At 55.3% G+C, this 19842-nt stretch carries 17 protein-coding genes; 10 read left to right on the top strand and 7 right to left on the bottom strand.

All coding sequences use genetic code 11. The features are described 5' to 3' along the window. Window positions 1-21: 21 nt before the first annotated feature. The 4 genes from LCM31_RS07780 to tdh all read left to right on the top strand — a co-directional run bounded on the left by LCM31_RS07780 (window position 22) and on the right by tdh (window position 4386). A complete protein-coding gene (locus LCM31_RS07780) occupies window positions 22-1455 on the top strand; it encodes an aldehyde dehydrogenase family protein (protein ID WP_224868914.1) in 1434 nt (477 codons plus the stop codon). Between the two features lie 280 nt (window positions 1456-1735). Then, a complete protein-coding gene (locus LCM31_RS07775) occupies window positions 1736-1951 on the top strand; it encodes a hypothetical protein (protein ID WP_077404741.1) in 216 nt (71 codons plus the stop codon). A 187-nt stretch (window positions 1952-2138) separates the two neighbouring features. Beyond that, a complete protein-coding gene (locus tag LCM31_RS07770) occupies window positions 2139-3338 on the top strand; it encodes a glycine C-acetyltransferase (protein WP_224868912.1) in 1200 nt (399 codons plus the stop codon). Window positions 3339-3360: 22 nt separating this feature from the next. Then, window positions 3361-4386 (top strand): L-threonine 3-dehydrogenase, encoded by a 1026-nt coding sequence (gene tdh / locus LCM31_RS07765; protein WP_224868910.1) that lies wholly within the window; start codon window positions 3361-3363, stop codon window positions 4384-4386. Window positions 4387-4515: 129 nt separating this feature from the next. Here tdh and LCM31_RS07760 read toward each other — a convergent pair whose 3' ends face one another. Continuing rightward, complete coding sequence (locus tag LCM31_RS07760) at window positions 4516-5394, bottom strand: AraC family transcriptional regulator (RefSeq protein WP_224868908.1); 879 nt, start codon at window positions 5392-5394, stop codon at window positions 4516-4518. Window positions 5395-5630: 236 nt separating this feature from the next. Here LCM31_RS07760 and LCM31_RS07755 point away from each other — a divergent pair, with 236 nt between their 5' ends. From LCM31_RS07755 to mmsB, 5 genes are all read left to right on the top strand, one after another. Continuing rightward, window positions 5631-7124: a CoA-acylating methylmalonate-semialdehyde dehydrogenase gene (locus LCM31_RS07755; RefSeq protein ID WP_224868906.1), complete on the top strand. Its 1494-nt coding sequence runs from the start codon at window positions 5631-5633 to the stop codon at window positions 7122-7124. A gap of 75 nt (window positions 7125-7199) precedes the next feature. Beyond that, window positions 7200-8360, top strand: a complete 1161-nt coding sequence (locus LCM31_RS07750) for an acyl-CoA dehydrogenase family protein (protein ID WP_224868904.1) — start codon at window positions 7200-7202, stop codon at window positions 8358-8360. Between the two features lie 61 nt (window positions 8361-8421). Continuing rightward, window positions 8422-9207 (top strand): enoyl-CoA hydratase, encoded by a 786-nt coding sequence (locus tag LCM31_RS07745; protein WP_404804274.1) that lies wholly within the window; start codon window positions 8422-8424, stop codon window positions 9205-9207. Between the two features lie 36 nt (window positions 9208-9243). After that, window positions 9244-10350 carry an enoyl-CoA hydratase/isomerase family protein gene (locus tag LCM31_RS07740; RefSeq protein WP_224868900.1) on the top strand — a complete coding sequence of 369 codons (1107 nt, stop codon included), beginning with the start codon at window positions 9244-9246 and terminating at the stop codon, window positions 10348-10350. A gap of 24 nt (window positions 10351-10374) precedes the next feature. Beyond that, complete coding sequence (mmsB, locus tag LCM31_RS07735) at window positions 10375-11268, top strand: 3-hydroxyisobutyrate dehydrogenase (RefSeq protein WP_224868898.1); 894 nt, start codon at window positions 10375-10377, stop codon at window positions 11266-11268. A 79-nt stretch (window positions 11269-11347) separates the two neighbouring features. Here the strand turns inward: mmsB and LCM31_RS07730 are convergent, their stop codons facing one another. The 3 genes from LCM31_RS07730 to LCM31_RS07720 form a co-directional block, all read right to left on the bottom strand. Then, entirely contained in the window at window positions 11348-12535 is a 1188-nt protein-coding gene (locus LCM31_RS07730) for an acyl-CoA dehydrogenase family protein (protein ID WP_224868896.1), read from the bottom strand. Window positions 12536-12596: 61 nt separating this feature from the next. Beyond that, window positions 12597-13364 (bottom strand): ThuA domain-containing protein, encoded by a 768-nt coding sequence (locus tag LCM31_RS07725; RefSeq protein WP_224868894.1) that lies wholly within the window; start codon window positions 13362-13364, stop codon window positions 12597-12599. An 80-nt stretch (window positions 13365-13444) separates the two neighbouring features. Then, the gene (locus LCM31_RS07720) at window positions 13445-14206 is read right to left on the bottom strand and encodes an SDR family NAD(P)-dependent oxidoreductase (protein WP_224868892.1); all 762 of its coding nucleotides are present in this window, start codon (window positions 14204-14206) and stop codon (window positions 13445-13447) included. Between the two features lie 260 nt (window positions 14207-14466). Between LCM31_RS07720 and LCM31_RS07715 the strand changes: the two genes are divergently transcribed. Further along, window positions 14467-15504 carry a zinc-binding dehydrogenase gene (locus LCM31_RS07715; RefSeq protein ID WP_224868889.1) on the top strand — a complete coding sequence of 346 codons (1038 nt, stop codon included), beginning with the start codon at window positions 14467-14469 and terminating at the stop codon, window positions 15502-15504. A gap of 98 nt (window positions 15505-15602) precedes the next feature. Here LCM31_RS07715 and cofH read toward each other — a convergent pair whose 3' ends face one another. The 3 genes from cofH to cofD are packed head-to-tail and all read right to left on the bottom strand — an operon-like array spanning window position 15603 to window position 19841. After that, entirely contained in the window at window positions 15603-18077 is a 2475-nt protein-coding gene (gene cofH / locus LCM31_RS07710) for a 5-amino-6-(D-ribitylamino)uracil--L-tyrosine 4-hydroxyphenyl transferase CofH (protein WP_224868887.1), read from the bottom strand. Window positions 18078-18088: 11 nt separating this feature from the next. Continuing rightward, window positions 18089-18850, bottom strand: coding sequence for a 2-phospho-L-lactate guanylyltransferase (gene cofC, locus LCM31_RS07705; protein ID WP_224868885.1), 762 nt, complete (start codon window positions 18848-18850; stop codon window positions 18089-18091). A gap of 10 nt (window positions 18851-18860) precedes the next feature. Continuing rightward, complete coding sequence (gene cofD / locus LCM31_RS07700; RefSeq protein ID WP_224868883.1) at window positions 18861-19841, bottom strand: 2-phospho-L-lactate transferase; 981 nt, start codon at window positions 19839-19841, stop codon at window positions 18861-18863. Between the last annotated feature and the right edge of the window lies 1 nt (window position 19842).

Here is a 19842-nt window from a genome sequence, read left to right as displayed (position 1 = left end):
TACTAGGACTGCGAACACAACATGACAGATCTGAAAGCATTACCGACTCAAAAACTCTACATCAACGGCGAGTGGCGCGATTCCAAGGGTGGCAGCCTGCACGCGGTGATCAACCCGGCCACAGAGGAGACCCTGTGCGAAGTCATCCAGGGCTCAATGGAAGATGTCGACGACGCCGTAGCGGCAGCCAAAGCTGCGTTTAAAGAGTGGCGCCACAGCCGCGCGGCCAAACGCCAGGCACTGATGCATGCCATTGCCGACGGCATGGAAGCGCGCAAGCAGGATCTGGTTGCCGCGGTTTCCGAGGCACTGGGCTGCCCGGCGCATATCGCCGAGTGGCTGCACGTGGATGGCCCCATTTACTCCATGCGCTATTACGCAGATCGCGCTGCGCTGATGGAGGAAACCGAAAAAGCCGCGCACTCGGTGGTAATGAAAGACCCCGTAGGCGTGTGCGGGTTTATCACCCCGTGGAACTACCCCCTGCACCAGTTTGTGGGCAAGGTGGCCCCCGCGCTGGCCGCCGGCTGCACCATGATCCAGAAGCCGTCAGAGATGACGCCGCTGCAGGATTACGTGATGGCGGAAATCATCGACGCCGCAGGCGTGCCGGCCGGTGTATTCAACCTGGTGCCCGGTGCCGGCCCCATCGTGGGTGCGGCCCTGTCCAGCCACGTGGATATCGACATGGTTTCGTTTACCGGCTCCACCCGTGCCGGTATCGAAGTGGCCAAAAGTGCCGCACCAACCGTCAAGCGTGTTACTCAGGAACTGGGCGGCAAATCGCCATTCATCATCACCCCGGACGCCGACCTCGAAGCCGCGGTACGCTGGGGCTGTGAAGATGTATTCATCAACACCGGGCAGACCTGTACCGCGCTGACCCGCATGCTGGTACCCGCGGAACGCTATGAAGAAGCGGTTGCCATCGCCAAGCAGGTTGCGGAAGAAGTCGCGATCGGCACCGATGAGAATGCCTTTATGGGCCCGCTGTCTTCTTCCCGCCAGCGAGAGATTGTGCGCGGCTATATCGACAAAGGCATCGCCGAAGGCGCCCGCCTGGTGACCGGAGGCAGCGAAGCACCGGAAGGCTTGGCGCAGGGCTTTTACGTGAAGCCCACCGTCTTTGCCGATGTGAACAACGACATGGCGATCGCCCGCGAAGAGATCTTCGGCCCGGTGACCTGCATGATCCCGTACAAGGACATGGATGAAGCCATCGCCATCGCCAACGATTCCGAATACGGACTTTCCAGCGGCGTGTGGGCCAAGGACGCGGAAGCGGCAATGCCGGTAGTGCGACGCCTCGAAGCCGGCCTGTGCTTCGTCAACGGAGGCGAGTTCAACTACGACGCACCATTTGGCGGTGTGAAACGTTCCGGCAATGGCCGCGAATTTGGCAATGCTGGCCTGGACGAGTTTATTGAACTGAAATCCGTGCAGCTGCCCGCATAAAAATCTGCGAGCGCCCGGACAGTGGCGACGTGGTTGACGAGTCGCAATCACGTCGCTATCTTTGCCCCCGAACATCAAGAGAGTGGCTGACGCCAACGCCAACCTGCCTACCGGGGCAAGGTGGTTTCTCTTCGCAGCAATGCACTTGTGCAGCGCTGTGTAGGGGATGGGGCTGTCGCTGGAACATTTAGGTTTCAGCACTGCAATCCAACCGGGATGCGATTTTTTACTGACGAATCGCCGCTTCCGCCGTCAGCCCTCCAGAACTTTTGGAGGGAACATGTCCGAATTCAAGCTTACCAGTACCGACGTTATCGAAATCCAGATTGCCTCCCAGCGCTGCCGCACTGCAGTCCGGGCGGTCAAACGCAGTGATCGACAACTGCTGTGGCAATTGCTGTTCGACACAACGGAAGAGGCGCTGGCCTTCGCTACCCATTGCCGCGCCAGCGAAACGCCCGTCACGGCCCACAAGGCCTGTGAACTGGCGGTATAAACACGACTGAATACAGCGCTGGGGAGAATCGTCATCAATGACTCCCCGGCCTACACTTACGGCTATTCACACGCGTCTGTTCACATGCGAGTTTTCCACGTGCGTGACGCTGCGGCCGTTAACTGGGAAGACCTCCCCGAAAAATAGCCCTACTGCCAAAAGCACAACAGGAGCCAATAACAACGTCATGTCCAAGCCCGAGCAATTTTTCCAGCACCTGCGCGACGAACTGAAGCAGATTGAGGCCGACGGTCTCTACAAGCGCGAGCGCATCATCACCTCTCAGCAAAGCGCCGAGATTCAGGTAAACAACGACTCCCAGGTACTGAACTTCTGCGCCAACAACTATTTGGGGCTGGCCAATGACCCGCAGTTGATCCAGGCGGCCAAAGAAGGGCTCGACCAGTACGGCTTCGGCATGGCCTCCGTGCGCTTTATCTGTGGCACCCAGGACATCCACAAGGCGCTGGAGTCCCGCCTGTCTGAATTCCTGCAGACCGAAGACACCATCCTCTACACCTCCTGCTTCGATGCCAACGGCGGTTTGTTTGAAACCATACTAGGCCCGGATGATGCCATCATCTCCGACGCTTTGAACCACGCCTCCATCATCGACGGCGTGCGTCTGTGTAAGGCAAAGCGCTTCCGCTACGCCAATAACGATCTGAACGATCTGGAAGAGCAGCTGAAAGCGGCCGACGCCGCCGGCGCCAGAACCAAGCTGATCGCCACCGATGGCGTGTTTTCCATGGACGGTGTGATCGCCGACCTGAAAGGCATCTGCGACCTGGCCGACAAGTACAATGCCCTGGTGATGGTGGACGACTCCCACGCCGTCGGCTTCCTCGGCCAGCACGGCCGTGGCACCCATGAATACTGCGATGTTGTCGAACGCGTCGATATCATTACCGGCACCCTCGGCAAGGCACTGGGCGGCGCGTCCGGTGGTTTCACTTCCGGCCGCAAAGAGATCATTGACCTGCTGCGCCAGCGCTCACGCCCTTACCTGTTCTCCAACTCCGTGGCCCCCGCCATCGTCACCGCATCCCTCAAGGTGCTGGACATGCTGGTGGAAGGTGGCGAGTTGCGAGAAAAGGTGCAGGCGAACTCCGAGTATTTCCGCAAGCGCATGAGCGAAGCGGGCTTCACCCTCGCCGGCGCCGACCACGCGATCATTCCAGTCATGATCGGCGACGCCGCACTGGCGCAGAAAATGGCCGACAAGATGCTGGAGCAAGGCATCTATGTGGTGGGCTTCTTCTACCCGGTAGTCCCCAAAGGCCAGGCGCGTATCCGCACCCAGATGTCTGCCGCGCACACCCGCGAGCAACTGGACCGCTGCATCGATGCGTTTATCGAAGTCGGCAAAGAGCTGGAAATTATTTGAGCTGGGAGTTTTGAGTCGAATTATGAAAGCACTATCCAAGCTCAAGTCCGAACCCGGCATCTGGATGACGGATGTCGAGGTGCCGGAACCGGGCCACAACGACCTGCTGATTAAAATCCGCAAGACCGCAATTTGCGGTACCGACATGCACATCTACAACTGGGACGAATGGTCGCAAAAAACCATTCCGGTACCCATGGTAGTGGGCCACGAATATGTGGGTGAAGTGGTCGGTATGGGGCAGGAAGTCGCTGGCTTTAACGTGGGCGACCGCGTTTCCGGCGAAGGCCACATTACCTGTGGTCATTGCCGCAACTGCCGCGCCGGCCGACGCCACCTGTGCCGCAACACCTATGGTGTTGGCGTGGACCGCCAGGGTGCGTTTGCCGAATACCTGGTAATCCCTGCGCTCAATGCGTTCAAGATTCCCGACAATATTTCTGATGAACTCGCGTCGATCTTCGACCCCTTTGGCAACGCGGTACATACCGCACTGTCATTTGACCTGGTGGGCGAAGACGTACTGATCACCGGCGCCGGCCCGATCGGCATCATGGCTGCGGCGGTGGCCCGCCACGTAGGTGCCCGTCACGTCGTGGTAACCGATATCAACGAATATCGCCTCGAGCTGGCGGCAAAGATGGGCGCGACCCGCACCGTCAACGTCAGCAAGGAAAACCTGCCGGATGTGATGAAAGACATCGGCATGACGGAGGGTTTCGACGTGGGTCTGGAAATGTCCGGCGTTGCCGTCGCCTTCCGCGATATGCTGTCGGCAATGAACCACGGCGGCAAGATTGCAATGCTGGGTATTCCCCCGGGCGAAATGGCCATCGACTGGAGCCAGGTGATTTTCAAAGGCCTGGTATTGAAAGGCATTTATGGCCGGGAGATGTTCGAGACCTGGTACAAGATGGCCAGCCTGATTCAATCGGGACTCGATCTGTCACCCATCATTACCCACCAGTTCTCCGTGGATCAGTTCCAGCAGGGCTTTGACACCATGGGCTCCGGCGAATCCGGCAAAGTCATTCTCAACTGGCAATAGTCGCACACGTATTTTACGGGAGAGGTATCCTCTCCCGTATTAGCCGACCACGCCACACACGCCTTTTTGCCCCTGTAGAGCTGAATCAGCGCCCACGCTGAACCCATCACAGCCACAATATTTATAGCACTAACGATGAGCCGACTGGCGGTACGTTGTTGGTGAAAGGCCCGTCACCTTCTTGAAGGTCCGCGAGAAATACAGCGGGTCCTCAAAGCCCAGCTGAAAAGAAATCTCACCAATGCTCAGCTCTGAGCTATCCAACAGAAAACAGGCATGCTCGACCTTCAGATGGGTGAAATGCTGAAGTGGCGCGTAGCCGGTCAGCTCTTTATATTTTCGCGCAAAATGGTATTTGGACAGGTTGCACACTGAAGCCAGCGTTTCCAGTGTGAGTGGCAAATCAATATTGTCGAGCATATAGGTATGCACGACCTCATAATCGAAATTTTTCTGAATACGTTCGCGCCTGTTCCGCAATCGTGCCAATAGCGTGAGTATTTGGCGTAACTGGTTCGCCGCATGTACAAAGGCGGTTTTGCCATAGCCAGTCCGCGCAATGCTGAGCAGCGATTTAAAACTGGACTGCAACGCTGGCTCGGCAATGCCTTTAAGCACCGGAGTGTCACTGTCCAGACCAACGTGCTGAAAGAAAACATCCGCTAAAGCACCGCGAAAATGACACCAGTAGATAGTCCAGGGCTCATCATCATCCGCCTGATATTGATGTGCCAATCCCGGCGGTAATATCAGTACATCACCGCGACCAATCGCACCATCAAATGTACCTGCACTCAGGTGCCCAGCTCCACTATCACAATACAACAACAGGTAATCATCATGGCTAGCGCGACGCATCGAATGCCCCTTGGCAGCAGGGTAGTAGCCCAACGCCGTGGGGTAACACTCACGTGTCAGCAGGTTCTCGCTCAAGTGATTGAGAATGAATTGGGGGGCAAGATAGCGCAGTCCGCTACTGGGGAGAGGCCAGGAAGATGGTTCGCTCATAGGCAAGCATTCTAAACCTGATCACCCTAAATCAGCAATATCGTCCATGCATGCCGCAATTTCGTCAATGTTAGTGAGGGCTAATCACAGTAAAGTTTACTGGTTAAGCGCAATCTTTCTTCCCGAGGCTAACCGCTCAACCGCAAATCCAGTCGCAGAAACAGTCGCAATTGGTAGCACCTGCAGCGCAAGACTGACGGAAAGGACCGCACACCACCGACGCAAGCAAGGCGGCTATGATGACAAGACAAGTACCGATGCTGATCAATGGCGAATTCATTGAGAGTCAATCGTCAGACAAGCAAGATGTGATAAACCCGGCCACACAAGCGGTACTGGCCCAAGTCCCCTTCTCCACCCCGGAGGAAATTGATCAGGCCGTTGCCGGAGCCAAAGCCGCTTTTCAGGAATGGCGCAACACGCCCGTTCCGAAACGCGCGCGACTGATGCTCGAGTATCAGCACCTACTCAAGGCACACCAGCGCGAGATTGCGGAAATCCTAGCGCAAGACAACGGTAAAAACCTTGAAGATGCCATGGGCGATGTCTGGCGCGGTATCGAGGTTGTGGAACATGCGTGCAACGTCCCCTCATTACTGATGGGCGAAACGGTCGAGAATGTCGCCTCCGGTGTCGACACCTATAGTCTGGTACAGCCGCTTGGTGTCACCCTTGGCATCACCCCGTTTAACTTCCCGGCAATGATCCCACTGTGGATGTTCCCGATGGCCGTGGCCTGCGGCAATGCAATGATCCTGAAGCCCTCGGAACAGGTACCTTTGGCCACCGTACGCCTACTCGAACTGTTCCAGCAGGCCGGTGCACCCGCAGGTATCGTGCAGATGATTCACGGCGGCAAGGAACAAGTCGACCAGCTCATCAATCACCCGGACATTGTAGCCACCTCTTTTGTGGGCTCGGTGCCGGTGGCCGAACATGTCTACCGCTCCACCACCAACCTGCTGAAGCGTTCGCAATGCTTCGCCGGCGCGAAAAACCACATGGTGGTGATGCCGGATGCCGATAAAGAAACGGTAATGAATACCCTCGTGGGCTCGACCGTTGGCGCCGCCGGCCAGCGCTGCATGGCCATTAGTGTGATTGTGTTTGTCGGCGATACGATTGAGTGGGCTGGCGAATTGGCAGATCGTCTGAAGCGCATACGTCCCGGAGTATGGGATGATCCCGAGGCGGCCTTTGGCCCCCTTGTCAGCAAGGCCGCGACACAGCGTGTAAAAGGGCTGATTCAATCTGGAATCGATCAGGGAGCCACCTGTGTCATTGACGGTCGGGATATCAAAGTCGACGGCTATCCCGACGGCAACTGGGTCGGCCCGACCCTGTTTACCGACGTCTCCACAGACATGGACATTTATCGGGAAGAAATTTTCGGTCCTGTGGTTTGCTGCATCAATGCCAATGATCTGGATGACGCATTGCGGATTGTGAACAACAGCCCCTATGGCAACGGCACCTCCATCTTTACCACTTCCGGAGTAAACGCGCGTCGATACCAGCATGAGGTGGAAGTGGGCCAGGTGGGTGTGAATATTCCGATTCCAGTACCCCTACCCTTCTTCTCTTTCACCGGTTGGAAGAAATCGTTTATGGGTGACCTGCATGCCTATGGTAAGCAGGCGGTGCGCTTCTACAGCGAAACCAAGACGATCACCACCGCGTGGAAAGAGACTCGGGTCTCCGCACCAAATATGAGTATCGCACTCAAGTAAACCAACCTTTCGCTTGTGGCTGCGCGCAGGGTCCTCCCTGCGCGCGCTCTTCATTCCGATAGGAGCGGGACATCCATGCACTACGAACTCAATGAAGACCAGATTGCGTTCCAGGAAACTGCGCGTAAGTTTGCGGAAACCTCCATGGCGCCATTCGCAGCCAAGTGGGACGCGGAACATATTTTTCCAACCGAACTATTTATCGAAGCAGGTGCGCTGGGATTTATGTCCCTCTATGTACCAGAGGAAGATGGAGGCATTGGTCTTAGCCGGTTGGATAGCACACTGGTAATTGAAGAGCTGGCAACCGGATGCACTTCCACAGCAGCCTATATCAGTATCCATAATATGGCTCTGAATATGCTCGCCCGCTATGGCAGTCCCGCGCTCAAGGCCTATTGGTGCGAGGCGCTCGCTTCCGGGCACAGGCTGGCGAGTTACTGCCTAACGGAGCCGGGCTCCGGCTCTGATGCCGCATCCCTTTCCACCCGAGCCGAGCGGGATGGGGATCACTACCTCATCAATGGCAGCAAGTGCTTTATTTCCGGCGCTGGGGATACTGACCTGCTGATCACTATGGTACGCACCGGCGAACCAGGCCCCCGCGGGATCACCTGCGTAGCCATTCCCGCCGACACACCGGGCATCCACTACGGCAAAACCGAAGAAAAAATGGGCTGGAACAGCCAACCTACCCGCACCGTCACGTTTGAAAACGTAAAGGTGCCCGTAGAAAACCGCCTCGCTGAAGAAGGGCAGGGATTCAAGCTGGCCATGGAAGCGCTCGATGGTGGGCGAATCAATATTGCGGCCTGCTCCGTGGGGGCAGCCAGAGCATGCGTGGAACTGTCCAGTACTTATGTGCAAGAGCGAAAACAGTTCAACCGCCTTATCGCCGACTTCCAGAACACTCAATTCAAACTTGCCGACATGGCCACTCAGCTGGTTGCGTCCCGCCAAATGATCCGACTGGCCGCCGCCAAGCTCGACCAGGGTTCACCCGATCGCGCGAGTTTTTGCGCGATGGCCAAGCGATTTGCCACCGATACCTGTTTCTCCATTTGCGACGAGGCGATCCAGCTCCACGGTGGCTATGGCTACATCCGCGAGTACCCGATCGAACGCTACTTTCGCGATACACGCGTACACAGGATTCTGGAAGGCACCAACGAAATCATGCGCTTAGTCATCGCACGACAACTATTATCCGAGCGACGCGGTACCTTGATTGAGTAACCTCTGCGGACTTTGTACCGCCCACAGAAAAGCAAACGATAAAAACAACCGGGAGTAGATGATGAAAGAAATCAGTCCGACTGAAAAACTGCTGGTCGAGATTCACGATCACATTGCCGTCTTGACGATCAACAACCCACCCGCCAACACCTGGGATCGGGAAAGTCTCGCTGGGCTCAAAACCATCATCCATCGCCTGAATACGCTACGGGACATCACGGCCCTCGTAATTCACGGCCAGGGAGATAAATTCTTTTCAGCCGGTGCGGACCTGAAGCAGTTCGCTTCCGGGGACAAGACAACTGCCGCTGAAGTCGCCCGACGGTTCGGGGAGGCCTTTGAAGCTTTGGCGCAATTTGAAGGCGTGGCGATTGCTGCGGTGAACGGCTATGCGATGGGTGGCGGGCTCGAGTGCGCCCTCGCCTGTGACGTTCGTCTCTTCGAAGCACATGCACAGGCTGCGTTACCCGAGGCTAAGGTCGGGCTGCTGCCCTGTGCCGGGGGCACCCAACGCCTTAGCTGGCTTGTAGGCGAAGGGTGGACCTCCCGCATGATTCTGTGCGGTGAGCGCGTCAACGCAGAAACCGCCGAAAAGATAGGCCTCGCGCAAGAACTTGTTCCGAAGGGGCAAGCTCTCGAGCGGGCCATCCTGCTCGCCAGCCAGGTCGCCCTGCAGAGCCCCGATGCAATCCGCAGCTGCAAACGTTTGATGATACAAGCGCGAGAGCAAGCCCTTTCGCCGGGCCTGAAATCTGAACGCACGCTTTTTGTCGACCTTATCGGCGAACAAAACCAGCTCGAAGGCACCAACGCGTTTCTCGAAAAGCGCAGCCCAGTCTGGCAATAATACAAAATACGACCATAAACTGATCATGGAAGGCGCATGAACGAAGAGATCACCGCAGAGGTCCGGCCGGCTCAGGGCGGCGCTATAGGCGTCCTCACTCTCAATGCCAGCCAGAGGTTAAACAGCTTGTCACTGGACATGGTACGGGCACTGTCCAGACAACTGCTGGCATGGCGGGCAGACGACTCCATTGCCGCAGTATTCCTACAGGGCGCCGGTGAAAAAGCCTTTTGTGCGGGGGGGGACGTGCAACAACTCTACCGCTCAGCGGTGGCGGCAAACGGAGGACCCAACACCTACGCGGAAACGTTTTTTCACGAAGAATATCGCCTGGACTATTTGATCCACACGTTTGGCAAACCGGTCATTTGTTGGGGGCATGGCATCGTCATGGGTGGGGGGCTCGGCCTGATGGCCGGTGCCAGCCACAAGGTAGGCACTGAACGCACACGCATTGCCATGCCAGAAATTACCATCGGTCTTTACCCGGATGTTGGCGGTAGCTACTTTCTCAACCGCATGCCCCATCATATCGGCCTGTTTCTGGGACTCACGGCAACTTCACTGAACCTAACCGATGCGCTGTATGTTGGCCTCGTGGACTATTCGGCTCCCGCCGAAAAGCGTGAGGAAGTACTTGCACAACTCTGTAACCAGGTTTGGCTCCCTGGTACAGAAGGGAAGATTAATCATGCAATCGCCAGCGAGATCTTATCCACCTACCAACTCGACGCAATGCCCCCGGGGCAATTGCAACCGTATTGCCAGCAAATTGAAAGCGCCTGTAGTGAGGGCACACTCACCGAGATCAGTGACGCCATCTTGGGTTTGCCGGGCGATACCAAGTGGTTGCAAAAAGCCAAGGCCGCACTCAAGGCCGGATCGCCCCTATCGGCGAGACTGATTCACGAACAACTGCAGCGCTGCGCAGATATGTCCCTCGCCGATGTTTTTAGGGCTGAGTTGCTGCTCTCCACCCACGTGGTGCGTCAACCGGACTTTGCCGAGGGCGTACGGGCGCTACTCATCGACAAGGACAATAAGCCCCAATGGCAATTCGACAGTATCGAGCAGATTCCACAGGCACTGATCGACGCCTGCTTCGAACCACCCTGGGCAAGTAATCCCCTTTCAGACTTGTAACCGCATCCTCAAGAGGGAACACCAATGACAACGATTGCATTTATCGGGCTGGGCAATATGGGCGGCCCCATGGCAGCCAACCTTGTAGCGGCAGGTCACGACGTTCGCGTGTACGACCTGTCCGATACCGCCATCGCGACCCTAGTCAAGCAAGGCGCGACCGGCACAAAGAGCCCAAGAGAAGCGGCTGAAAATACCGAAGTAGTGATCTCAATGTTACCCGCCGGGCAACATGTGGCCGGTCTCTATTTAGGCAGCGATGGTAACGCGGGACTGCTCGATACGATCAGCGCGGATTGCCTGGTACTGGATTGCTCGACCATCGATGTTGATACCGTACGACGGGTGCAAAAGAAAGCCACAGAACGAGGACAGCAATTTCTCGATGCGCCCGTCTCCGGCGGTGTGGCGGCAGCCCAGGCCGGAACGCTAACGTTTATGTGCGGCGGCGAGGAAGCCGGGTTTGAGCGGGCAGAGCCCATTTTGTCTGCAATGGGTAAAAATATTTTCCATGCGGGCGGCCACGGCGCGGGACAGGTTGCCAAGATGTGCAACAACATGTTGCTTGCCATACATATGATTGGAACCAGTGAGGCCCTGAAAATGGGCGCAAACAGCGGGCTAGACCCCAGTATTCTCTCCGAGATCATGCTCAAGAGCTCCGGACGCAACTGGTCACTGGAACTGTACAATCCCTATCCAGGCGTCATGGACAGCCCGGCTTCACGCGGCTATCAACCAGGCTTTATGGTGGACCTGATGACCAAAGATCTCGGGCTCGCTATTGAAAATGCGAAGAAAACCAACAGCAAAATACCGCTGGGTGAACATGCCGAATCGCTCTATCGTGAAAAGCAATCGGCAGGTGACGGCAAGAAAGACTTTTCCAGTATATTGGAAATACTCGAGCCCGCCTGATAATACGGCAAGCACAACTAAACAGTTACAGCGCAACTCGGCCGGGTCGTGTGGTAAAAAAAGGGCTCTTGAGCGAGCCCTACAACCCCAACACAAATTTGGAAACGATATTGCGCTGAACTTCCTGTGAGCCGCCAAAAATAGACGCGGCACGATTGTTCAGGTAACGCGGAACAATGGAACTGATATAGTCTGGCCTCTCGTCACTGCCGTCTTCGACAGGGTTCATTGGAATACCCTGGTATCCGATCACTTCAACCGCCAGCTCATTGACCGCCTGCTCAATGCGAGTATAGGTAAGCTTCATCACCGACGACTCGGGCCCCGGCGTCCCCCCACTACTGAGCGACGATAAAATGCGTAGCTCGATAATCTCCAGCGCCTTCAGATCAATATCAATTCTCGCCACTTTACGGGCAATCGAACCGGTACGATCAAACCCCGAGGTTGACTTCTGCACATCCGCAATGAGGTCTTTGAGCTGATTGAGGTCGTGGCGTATTCTGTCACCACTGAAACCACCACCCCGCTCAAACTCAAGAAGATACTTGGCATAGGTCCAGCCCTTGTTCTCTTCGCCAATACGGTTGGATTGTGGAACCCGTACATTGTCGAAGAAGACTTGATTCACCTCATGGTCACCCGCCATCGTTATAATGGGCTCGACGGTAATTCCCGGCGTGCGCATATCAACCAGTAAAAAGCTGATGCCGTGCTGGGGCTTGCACTGACTATCGGTACGAACCAGACAGAAAATATGGTCCGCAAGGTGAGCATGCGTCGTCCAGATCTTAGAACCGTTCAGGACATAATCGTCACCATCGGCTTCCGCTTTCAGCTTCAGACTGGCCAGGTCAGACCCAGCACCCGGTTCGGAATACCCCTGACACCAGTAATGTTCCCCACTTAACATCTTGGGTAAATATTCCGCCTTTTGCTCTTCCGTGCCAAACGCCATGATGACCGGCGCGAGCATGAGCAAGCCAAGAGGAATCAGCATGGGTGCACCTGCGTGGTAACACTCTTTACTGAAGAGATACTTCTGGGTTGCTGTCCACCCGGTGCCACCATGCTCTACCGGCCATTGCGGTACCGCCCATCCTTTTTCGGCCAGAATCCCCTGCCACTCCAGTGCAATGCCCTTATCTACGAACACACCACTACCATGGCGCGTCGCTTCGACAATATGTGCCGGCAAATTTTCCTGAAGAAATACGCGCACTTCCTGCTGAAAAGCCAGCTCTTCCTGGCTAAACGATAGGTCCATACTCACCGTTCCCTATTATTAATTCGCTAATAGCTGACCTTGGTCCGTCTGCGGCCGACATTTACTGTGCAATAGGATCCATCGCCCAGCAGATACCTCTACGAAGCAATTCGTAGAACTCTTCCGTACGCCAAGCACCTTCCTCGGGTTCCGGATACTCTTCAATCTCCGGCTGCATATCGTATTTGCCACGACAATGACCTAGCGTGAGATACAAAACCTGCCCCTGGCCATACGGGTGGATATACAGCACCGGCTGTATGTCATCCTCCTTGACCCATTCGTTGCTGGTGAAATTTTCTACCGGATCATTCCAGTGGGTATGCAGCAAGGTCTGGTATTCACCATGAAATTTACTCAGGTACAGCTCGTCATCGACCTTGAACGATGGAATGCCCTTCACCAGTGGATGGTCAGGCTCCGTAGCCTTGACCTCGTATTCATGAATTGGCGGATGCGCCATAAACTGGCTGCCAAGCATCTGCATAAAAGGAATGTTCTCTTCCGGACAGTCAACAGTGAAATCACCATCGTTCACCAGAAAACGCAGAATCGAATTGGTACCGTGCAACGCGAACCATTTTTTGCCCGAGCGGACGTACTCACATAAGCGTGTCGTTTGCTCAGAGGTCGGGATCACATCACAGGTATAGGTAACAATGAAATCAGATTCGCATATGGCATCGATATCACTGTAGTCAGCGCCCACCTTGACCTTAACTCTGGATTGCTCTGCAAGCAGCTTCAACAATTCAACCCGCGCGTGGTCAATGTTGTGGTATTTACCACCAGCAACGAGATAGACATCAATACGATCACTTTTACCCATAGCATCCCCCGATCATTCGCGAAGAAAATAACGGGGCGCAACCGTCCTTGCGCCCCTTGTGATACAGCTAGAGCTTCAGGTTATAGCTGTACCCGTTTAGTAAAGCCGCCATCAGCCACCAGATTTACTCCAGTGATGAGACTCGCTGCCGGGCTTGCCAGGAAAGTCACCGCATTAGCGATTTCCTCAGGGCTACCCATACGACCCTGTGGAATTTGAGCCAGCGTACCCTCGTAGAGGTCCGCCATATTTTCCTTGATGAAATCCCAGGCTCCGCCCTCGACAAATACCGGCCCGGGGGAAACACAATTCACGCGCACACCCTGCTCTGCAACGGCCTGACTCAACTGCTTACCGTAAATCACCAAAGCGCCTTTCAATGCGTTGTAGGGCTGCGGCCCCATGAAGGTCTCAACGCCCGCGGTGCTTGCGATAATCACGATAGAGGCTGCTTTTGAATGCTCAAGGAACGGCATCGCCGCTTCTACACCTCGCGTCGTGCCAAGCACATCGACGTTGAGGTTATTGATCCACCCCTCATCCCCCATGTTGCCGCCACCAGCGCTCACGTTAGGCACGAAGATATCGATACCACCAAGCGCATCCCCAGCGCTGGCTATCCATGCCTGATAAGACGCCTTATCCGCAACATCCACCACCGCACCAATGACTTTGACACCCTTTCCACTCAGTGCATTTACCGCCGTATCGACTTCTTCCTGATTTCTGGAACATATGGCGAGGTCAACACCTTCGCTGGCCAATTGTTCTGCTATCGCACGCCCAATACCGCGCGTTGCCCCTGTAATGACTGCCTTTTTTCCGGAAAGTCCGAGATCCATAACAATCTCCTAGTGTGTTGGTAGCTGCCCGATTAGATAGGTCGACCTTACCGGGGCAGCATTGTTGGTTATTTAGCGACCATCTGACAGCAGGGTAACAAACCTGAAAATTAAAAACAATCAGTGTTGACTGTTTGTTTTTGCTTGGATAGGCTGTCTGCAAGAGTTGAGATTCAGGCGTTCTACCAATGAAAGGAAACACGCTTTGCATCTCGCTGTCAGCCGTACATAAAAGCCACTTAAATCATTGGGATACCACTATGAAAGCAGCGGTGTTTAAAGAGGTTGGCCAGCCACTGAGTGTTGAAACCGTTGAGGATCCAACACCCCAGCCCGGCGAACTGGTTATGAAGGTCGCCTACTGTGGCGTTTGTGGCACCGATCTCCACGCTACCCGGGAAGGTTTGACCACTGCCTGTTGTGGGCAAATCCTCGGACACGAATTTGTCGGCGAGATTGCAGAAGTCGGCAAAGAGGCTGAGGGCAACTGGGCGGTTGGCGACCGAGTTTGCTCAATACCGTTTATCGGTTGCGGGAAGTGTGCAGCCTGTGTCACTGGGCAATTCTTCCAGTGTGAGGAAAAAAAGATATCTGGCGTAAATGATCAGGGCGGTTTTGCCGAATACGTAACCGCTGGCGCGCGCGAAACCATCCTCATCCCAGACAGCCTGGATCTCAAAACCGCAGCCTTGATTGAACCGCTCGCCGTCGGGCTACACGCAGTACGTGTCGCCAATCTGAAAGCCGGTGACCGCGTACTGATCACAGGTGCAGGCCCCATTGGGCTAACGGTCGCACTTTGGGCCAAATTCTTTGGGGCGCGGGACGTGGTTGTCAGTGAACTTGCCGAATCCCGCGCGGAGCTGGCGAAAAAGATGGGCGCCAATCACGTTATCCAACCGGATGTAAGTGCCGGTGCCATGGCGTTGCTCGAGCAATTTAGTGACCTGACCGGTTCGGCGCCGGACATCATTTTTGAATGCGTTGGTGCGCCCGGCCTGCTGCAACAGTGTATGGAAATGGCCCCCTATGGTGGCAAGATCGTGCCGGTTGGCGTCTGCGAACAACCTGACAACATCATGCCCTTTCTGGGGCTGGTCAAAGAACTCAGCCTGCAATTCGCCATTGCCTACACCAAAGACGATTTTGAAACATCTATCGCGATGCTCGCCGAGCGACGCATTGATATCGAGCCAATGATTACCGATGTGGTGAGCCTCGATGACTTGCCCGGTGTCTTTGAATCGTTAAGAACGCCGACCCACCAGTGCAAGGTGCTTACGCAGATCGGCCAGTAGCCATACAGTCTTTATCGCACCCCTGAATGCCTCCAGGAGGCCAGGTTTGGGCCCACAGTTGTGGGCCCTTTTTTTGTTTCTCAATGTGGCATGCGCAACTAGCTGGTTGCGATCAGCTCGTCCTGCACACGCACACTGGAACGAACCAACACCTGCTTCGGGCCACAACCCCGTTTTCTGGTGCTTGCTGGAGTATTTACAACTTCCCGGAGAGGCGCCGCAACAAACGAAGAACGCACCCTCTCTGTGGGCACCTCACCGTATGTGGTGGTACGCTGCTCCGGTGCTCGTCCCATTCGTTGAATCAGCGCTTCCATACAGATGGGCGTCTTTTCTTGTCCGTGCGCCGCGCCGGCAGAGCGGGTAATGGTTTCGTTCATCAGGGTGCCCCCTAAATCATTGGCACCACTATTGAGGCAAGCAGCGATCCCCGCCTCGCCCATTTTTACCCAAGAAGTCTGAATATTATCGATGGAACTGTGCAAGGCCAGTCGGGCAACCGCATGCATCAGTAGTGTTTCCCTGAACGTCGGCCCCATCCTTGCCTTGCCTTTCAGGTAAATCGGTGATTCCTGAGCCACAAACGGCAGCGGGACGAACTCCGTAAAACCGCCGGTACGCGACTGAACATCGCGCACGCGCAACAGGTGGCGAGCCCAATGGATCGGACGGTCAACATGACCAAACATAATCGTGGCGGTGGTCCTGAGCCCCACTTCGTGGGCTGTTTCAATCACTTCAAGCCACTCGCTGGTGTTCAATTTGTCCGCACAAATCACTTTGCGTACTTCGTCATCCAATACTTCCGCAGCGGTGCCAGGCAGACTACTGAGACCCGCCTCCTTGAGCGCCTGTAAAAACTGCCGAACTGGCATGTTGATTGTTTTTGCACCTTGCCAAACTTCCAATGGCGAAAATGCATGCACATGCATGTGCGGCGTCACGGACTTAATCGCCTTCAAAATAGCCAGATAGGTTTCACCGGTATATTCCGGGTGAATACCACCTTGCATGCACACCTCGGTCGCGCCGCGCTCCCACGCCTCCAGAGACCGTCGCTGAATTTCCTCCAGGGAAAGGTCGTAGGGAAGCCCACGTAAATTCTCGCTCAGCTTTCCTTTGGAAAAGGCACAAAACTGACACTTGAAATAGCAGATATTCGTGTAATTGATATTCCGGTTCACCACATAACGAACCGTATGGCCATTCACCGCCTGCCGCAGGCGATCGGCTGCGCCGCAAACAAAAGGAACCTCAGGTCCCCGGGCCATGAACAATCGCTCCACCTCCCGTTCCGAAAGCCGCTGACCCTGAGAAGCCTTGGCCACGATCGACTTCAGCACTTCGCTCACACACCGATCGCTCCCCGCCTCACTCGGTACCGCCACTTCCGTCACGGGTGCCGCGCTACTCTGCCCAGAAACCCAGTCATCGGTGCGCGGATACCCGTCGCTATCCAGCATTTTCAAAATGGGCTGTTGTAATGCGGTAGCCAACCATTCATTCCCGGCAAGTGCATACTCCGGGTATATGGTAAGGCGCTGTTGGAGATACTTACCGGAGAGTGCCGATTCCCGCGCAAGTTTCTCCACATGCGGCCAGGGCGCCTCTGGGTTGACAAAATCCGGGGTAACCGGAGAAACACCACCCCAGTCGTTGATCCCCGCATCGATCAGCCTGGGCAGTACACCGGGGCTCAAATTGGGTGGTGCCTGTATACTCATCTCTGCGCCAAAAATAATTCTGGCTACAGCAATCGTCCACACTAAATCTTCAAGATCGGGCTCTGGCGACTCGGCCATTTTGGTGCCCGGCTTGGCACGGAAATTCTGAATGATGACTTCCTGAATGTGACCATAGCGCGCGTGGAGGGCGCGTATCGCCAGCAGTGACTCGATCCGCTCCAGGCGAGTCTCACCAATCCCAATCAGGATACCAGTGGTAAACGGCACCTTGGCTTCACCCGCCAACCGCAGTGTTTCCAGACGACGCTCAGGTTGTTTATCCGGAGAGCCGTAATGCGGCATGCCCCTTTCACACAAACGCGAGGATACCGACTCCAACATAATGCCCATCGAAGCGGAGACCGGGCGCAGCATCTCAATTTCGGTCCGATTCATACAGCCCGCATTAATATGCGGCAACACACCGGTATGTTCGATAACCTGCCCCGCCACATATGCAACGTATTCCAACGTGGACCCAAATCCCATTTCCTGCAGAGCCCGCTGTGCAACGCTATAGCGGTCCTCCGGGCGCTCACCAAGGGTAAACAGGGCCTCCCGACACCCCATTTCCTCGGCATCGCGCACTGAGGCTAATACTTCCTCCACCGACATAAATGGGTGATCGATTTTGTTTGGGGTCTGAGCAAACGTACAGTAATGACAAACGTCACGGCACAACTGTGTCAAAGGAATAAACACTTTGCGTGAGTAGGTCACCAGATTGCGAAACTGGCTATCACGGAGCTTCGCCGCTGCCGCCATAAGCGCTACGGTATCGTTATTGTCGGCAAGAGCGAGCGCCTGCTTGTCAGAGGGTAAAGCCGTCCCCGGATTGAAATTCGTCATTGATACTCCTGTTATCCGCTCACCCTGTAATACTGCTCATCCAAATTCGCCGCAATCTCTGCTCCGCTGCCTCGTAGCCGCGCAGCAATCCCGGCACTGCATAAATAATGAAAGGAGTGCGCCGCCCGCTCTGGGCCCGCAATGCGCAATAGTGCGTGCAAATCTTCCGAAGTATCGATATCAGAGGAGGCACCCGGCAGGGAAATTGCTTTCAACTGCAGACCTGCGTGAAAAGCCGATCTGGTATGGGCAGAAAAGCTATTACTGCCATAGAAAAACGTCATGTCGGCATTTGTCGGACAGATCAGACAGTTAGTTCCGAGGGCAAGCTTGTCGGGCGCAATCGTAACGGACCGAGGTTGTTTCAATTCGGGTGAATTCTCCACAGAGAACTTGTTTTGCTGCCTGTGCAGGTCCAGTAATTGACTCAATTCCGGATGAGTTATCAGGGGTAGGTCACCATGCAACACCAGCACCTCTTCGATACCACGCAGCGCCAAGGCTTGAACACCGGCATGCACTGCGCCATTGAGACCTTTCGCTGCCAGGGTAGATTCATCCAAAAAGTCAGCACCGAACCGATTGGCCAAGTCCCGCGCCGCAAAGTCCTGACCGACCACTAGCACCCCATCAATTTCCTCATGCGACTGCAAAACAGCCAATACATCGCAAACCATGGCCCTAAAAAGGCCACGGCGCTCGTCCGGAGCAAGTATCCTAGCCAGCCTTTGCTTGGCCGCATTAAATTTCTTCAGGGGTAACAGAGCCCACATAGCCGCCCCCCTAAACCACGAGATCCGGTTGCGCCAGACGCACGGCATATCGAGCAACCTGCTCCGCCAGATCGATCCGATCTTGCAGGCTCTGCATCACTGTTGGCGTCACCAGTGTATTAATACCCATCGCCTCTATCCCTTGTGCCTCGCTCGCGTCACACGCATCAATTACAAAGCCGTCGAGGATATCCCGGTAATATTCCGCCACGGCCGTGGCATTCGTTGGCATGGAGAGTTCCTGCATCATTTTTGCCGTGGGCCCTTTGACCGCCTTGCCCCCGACAATGGGGGAAACAGCGATAACCGGCGCGTGACAATTAGAAAGCGCGTCTCGAACGCCGTCCAAAGCCAGCATGGGTTCCACACTGACGAAAGGGTTAGATGGACAAATGACAACGCCGGCGAGGGAATCGTCGCGCAACAGCGAGAGAAATTCCGGATGCGCAGCAGCCGACTCCACCCCGGAAAAACGAAAACTGCTGACTTTTGGCTCACAGCGCTCCCTAACAAAGTACTGCTGAAAACCCATTTCACCCTTTTCGGTCTGCACTATCGTCCGGACGGGGTCATTGGACATCGGCAAAACCTTGACCGCTACTCCGAGCTTTCGGCACAAGTACGCCGTCACCTCTGCCAGATTTTTTCCAGAAGCGCGTAACTGCGTACGGATAAGATGTGTCGCCAAGTCCCGATCACCCAACTGAAACCAGGTGTCGCCACCAAGCTGCTCCAGAGCAGCAAGATTCGTCCAGGATTCCCCGGAAAGCCCCCAGCCTCTTTCTTGATCATTCATTCCAGCCAGGGTGTACATCACCGTATCCAGGTCAGGGGAAATACTGAGTCCCAGATGTTCAAAATCATCCGCTGTATTGGTGACCACCGTCAATTGGCGAGGCGGTAAGCAATGGCGAAGCCCAAGTGCCAACTTCGCGCCGCCAACCCCGCCCGAAAGCGCGAGAATTTTCTTACCCTTAGGAAGCAACTGCATA

Source organism: Microbulbifer agarilyticus (assembly GCF_020171345.1).
Classification (GTDB): domain Bacteria; phylum Pseudomonadota; class Gammaproteobacteria; order Pseudomonadales; family Cellvibrionaceae; genus Microbulbifer; species Microbulbifer agarilyticus_D.
The sequence above is the reverse complement of the archived record's forward strand: the minus strand, read 5'-3'. Positions and strand labels throughout refer to the sequence as shown.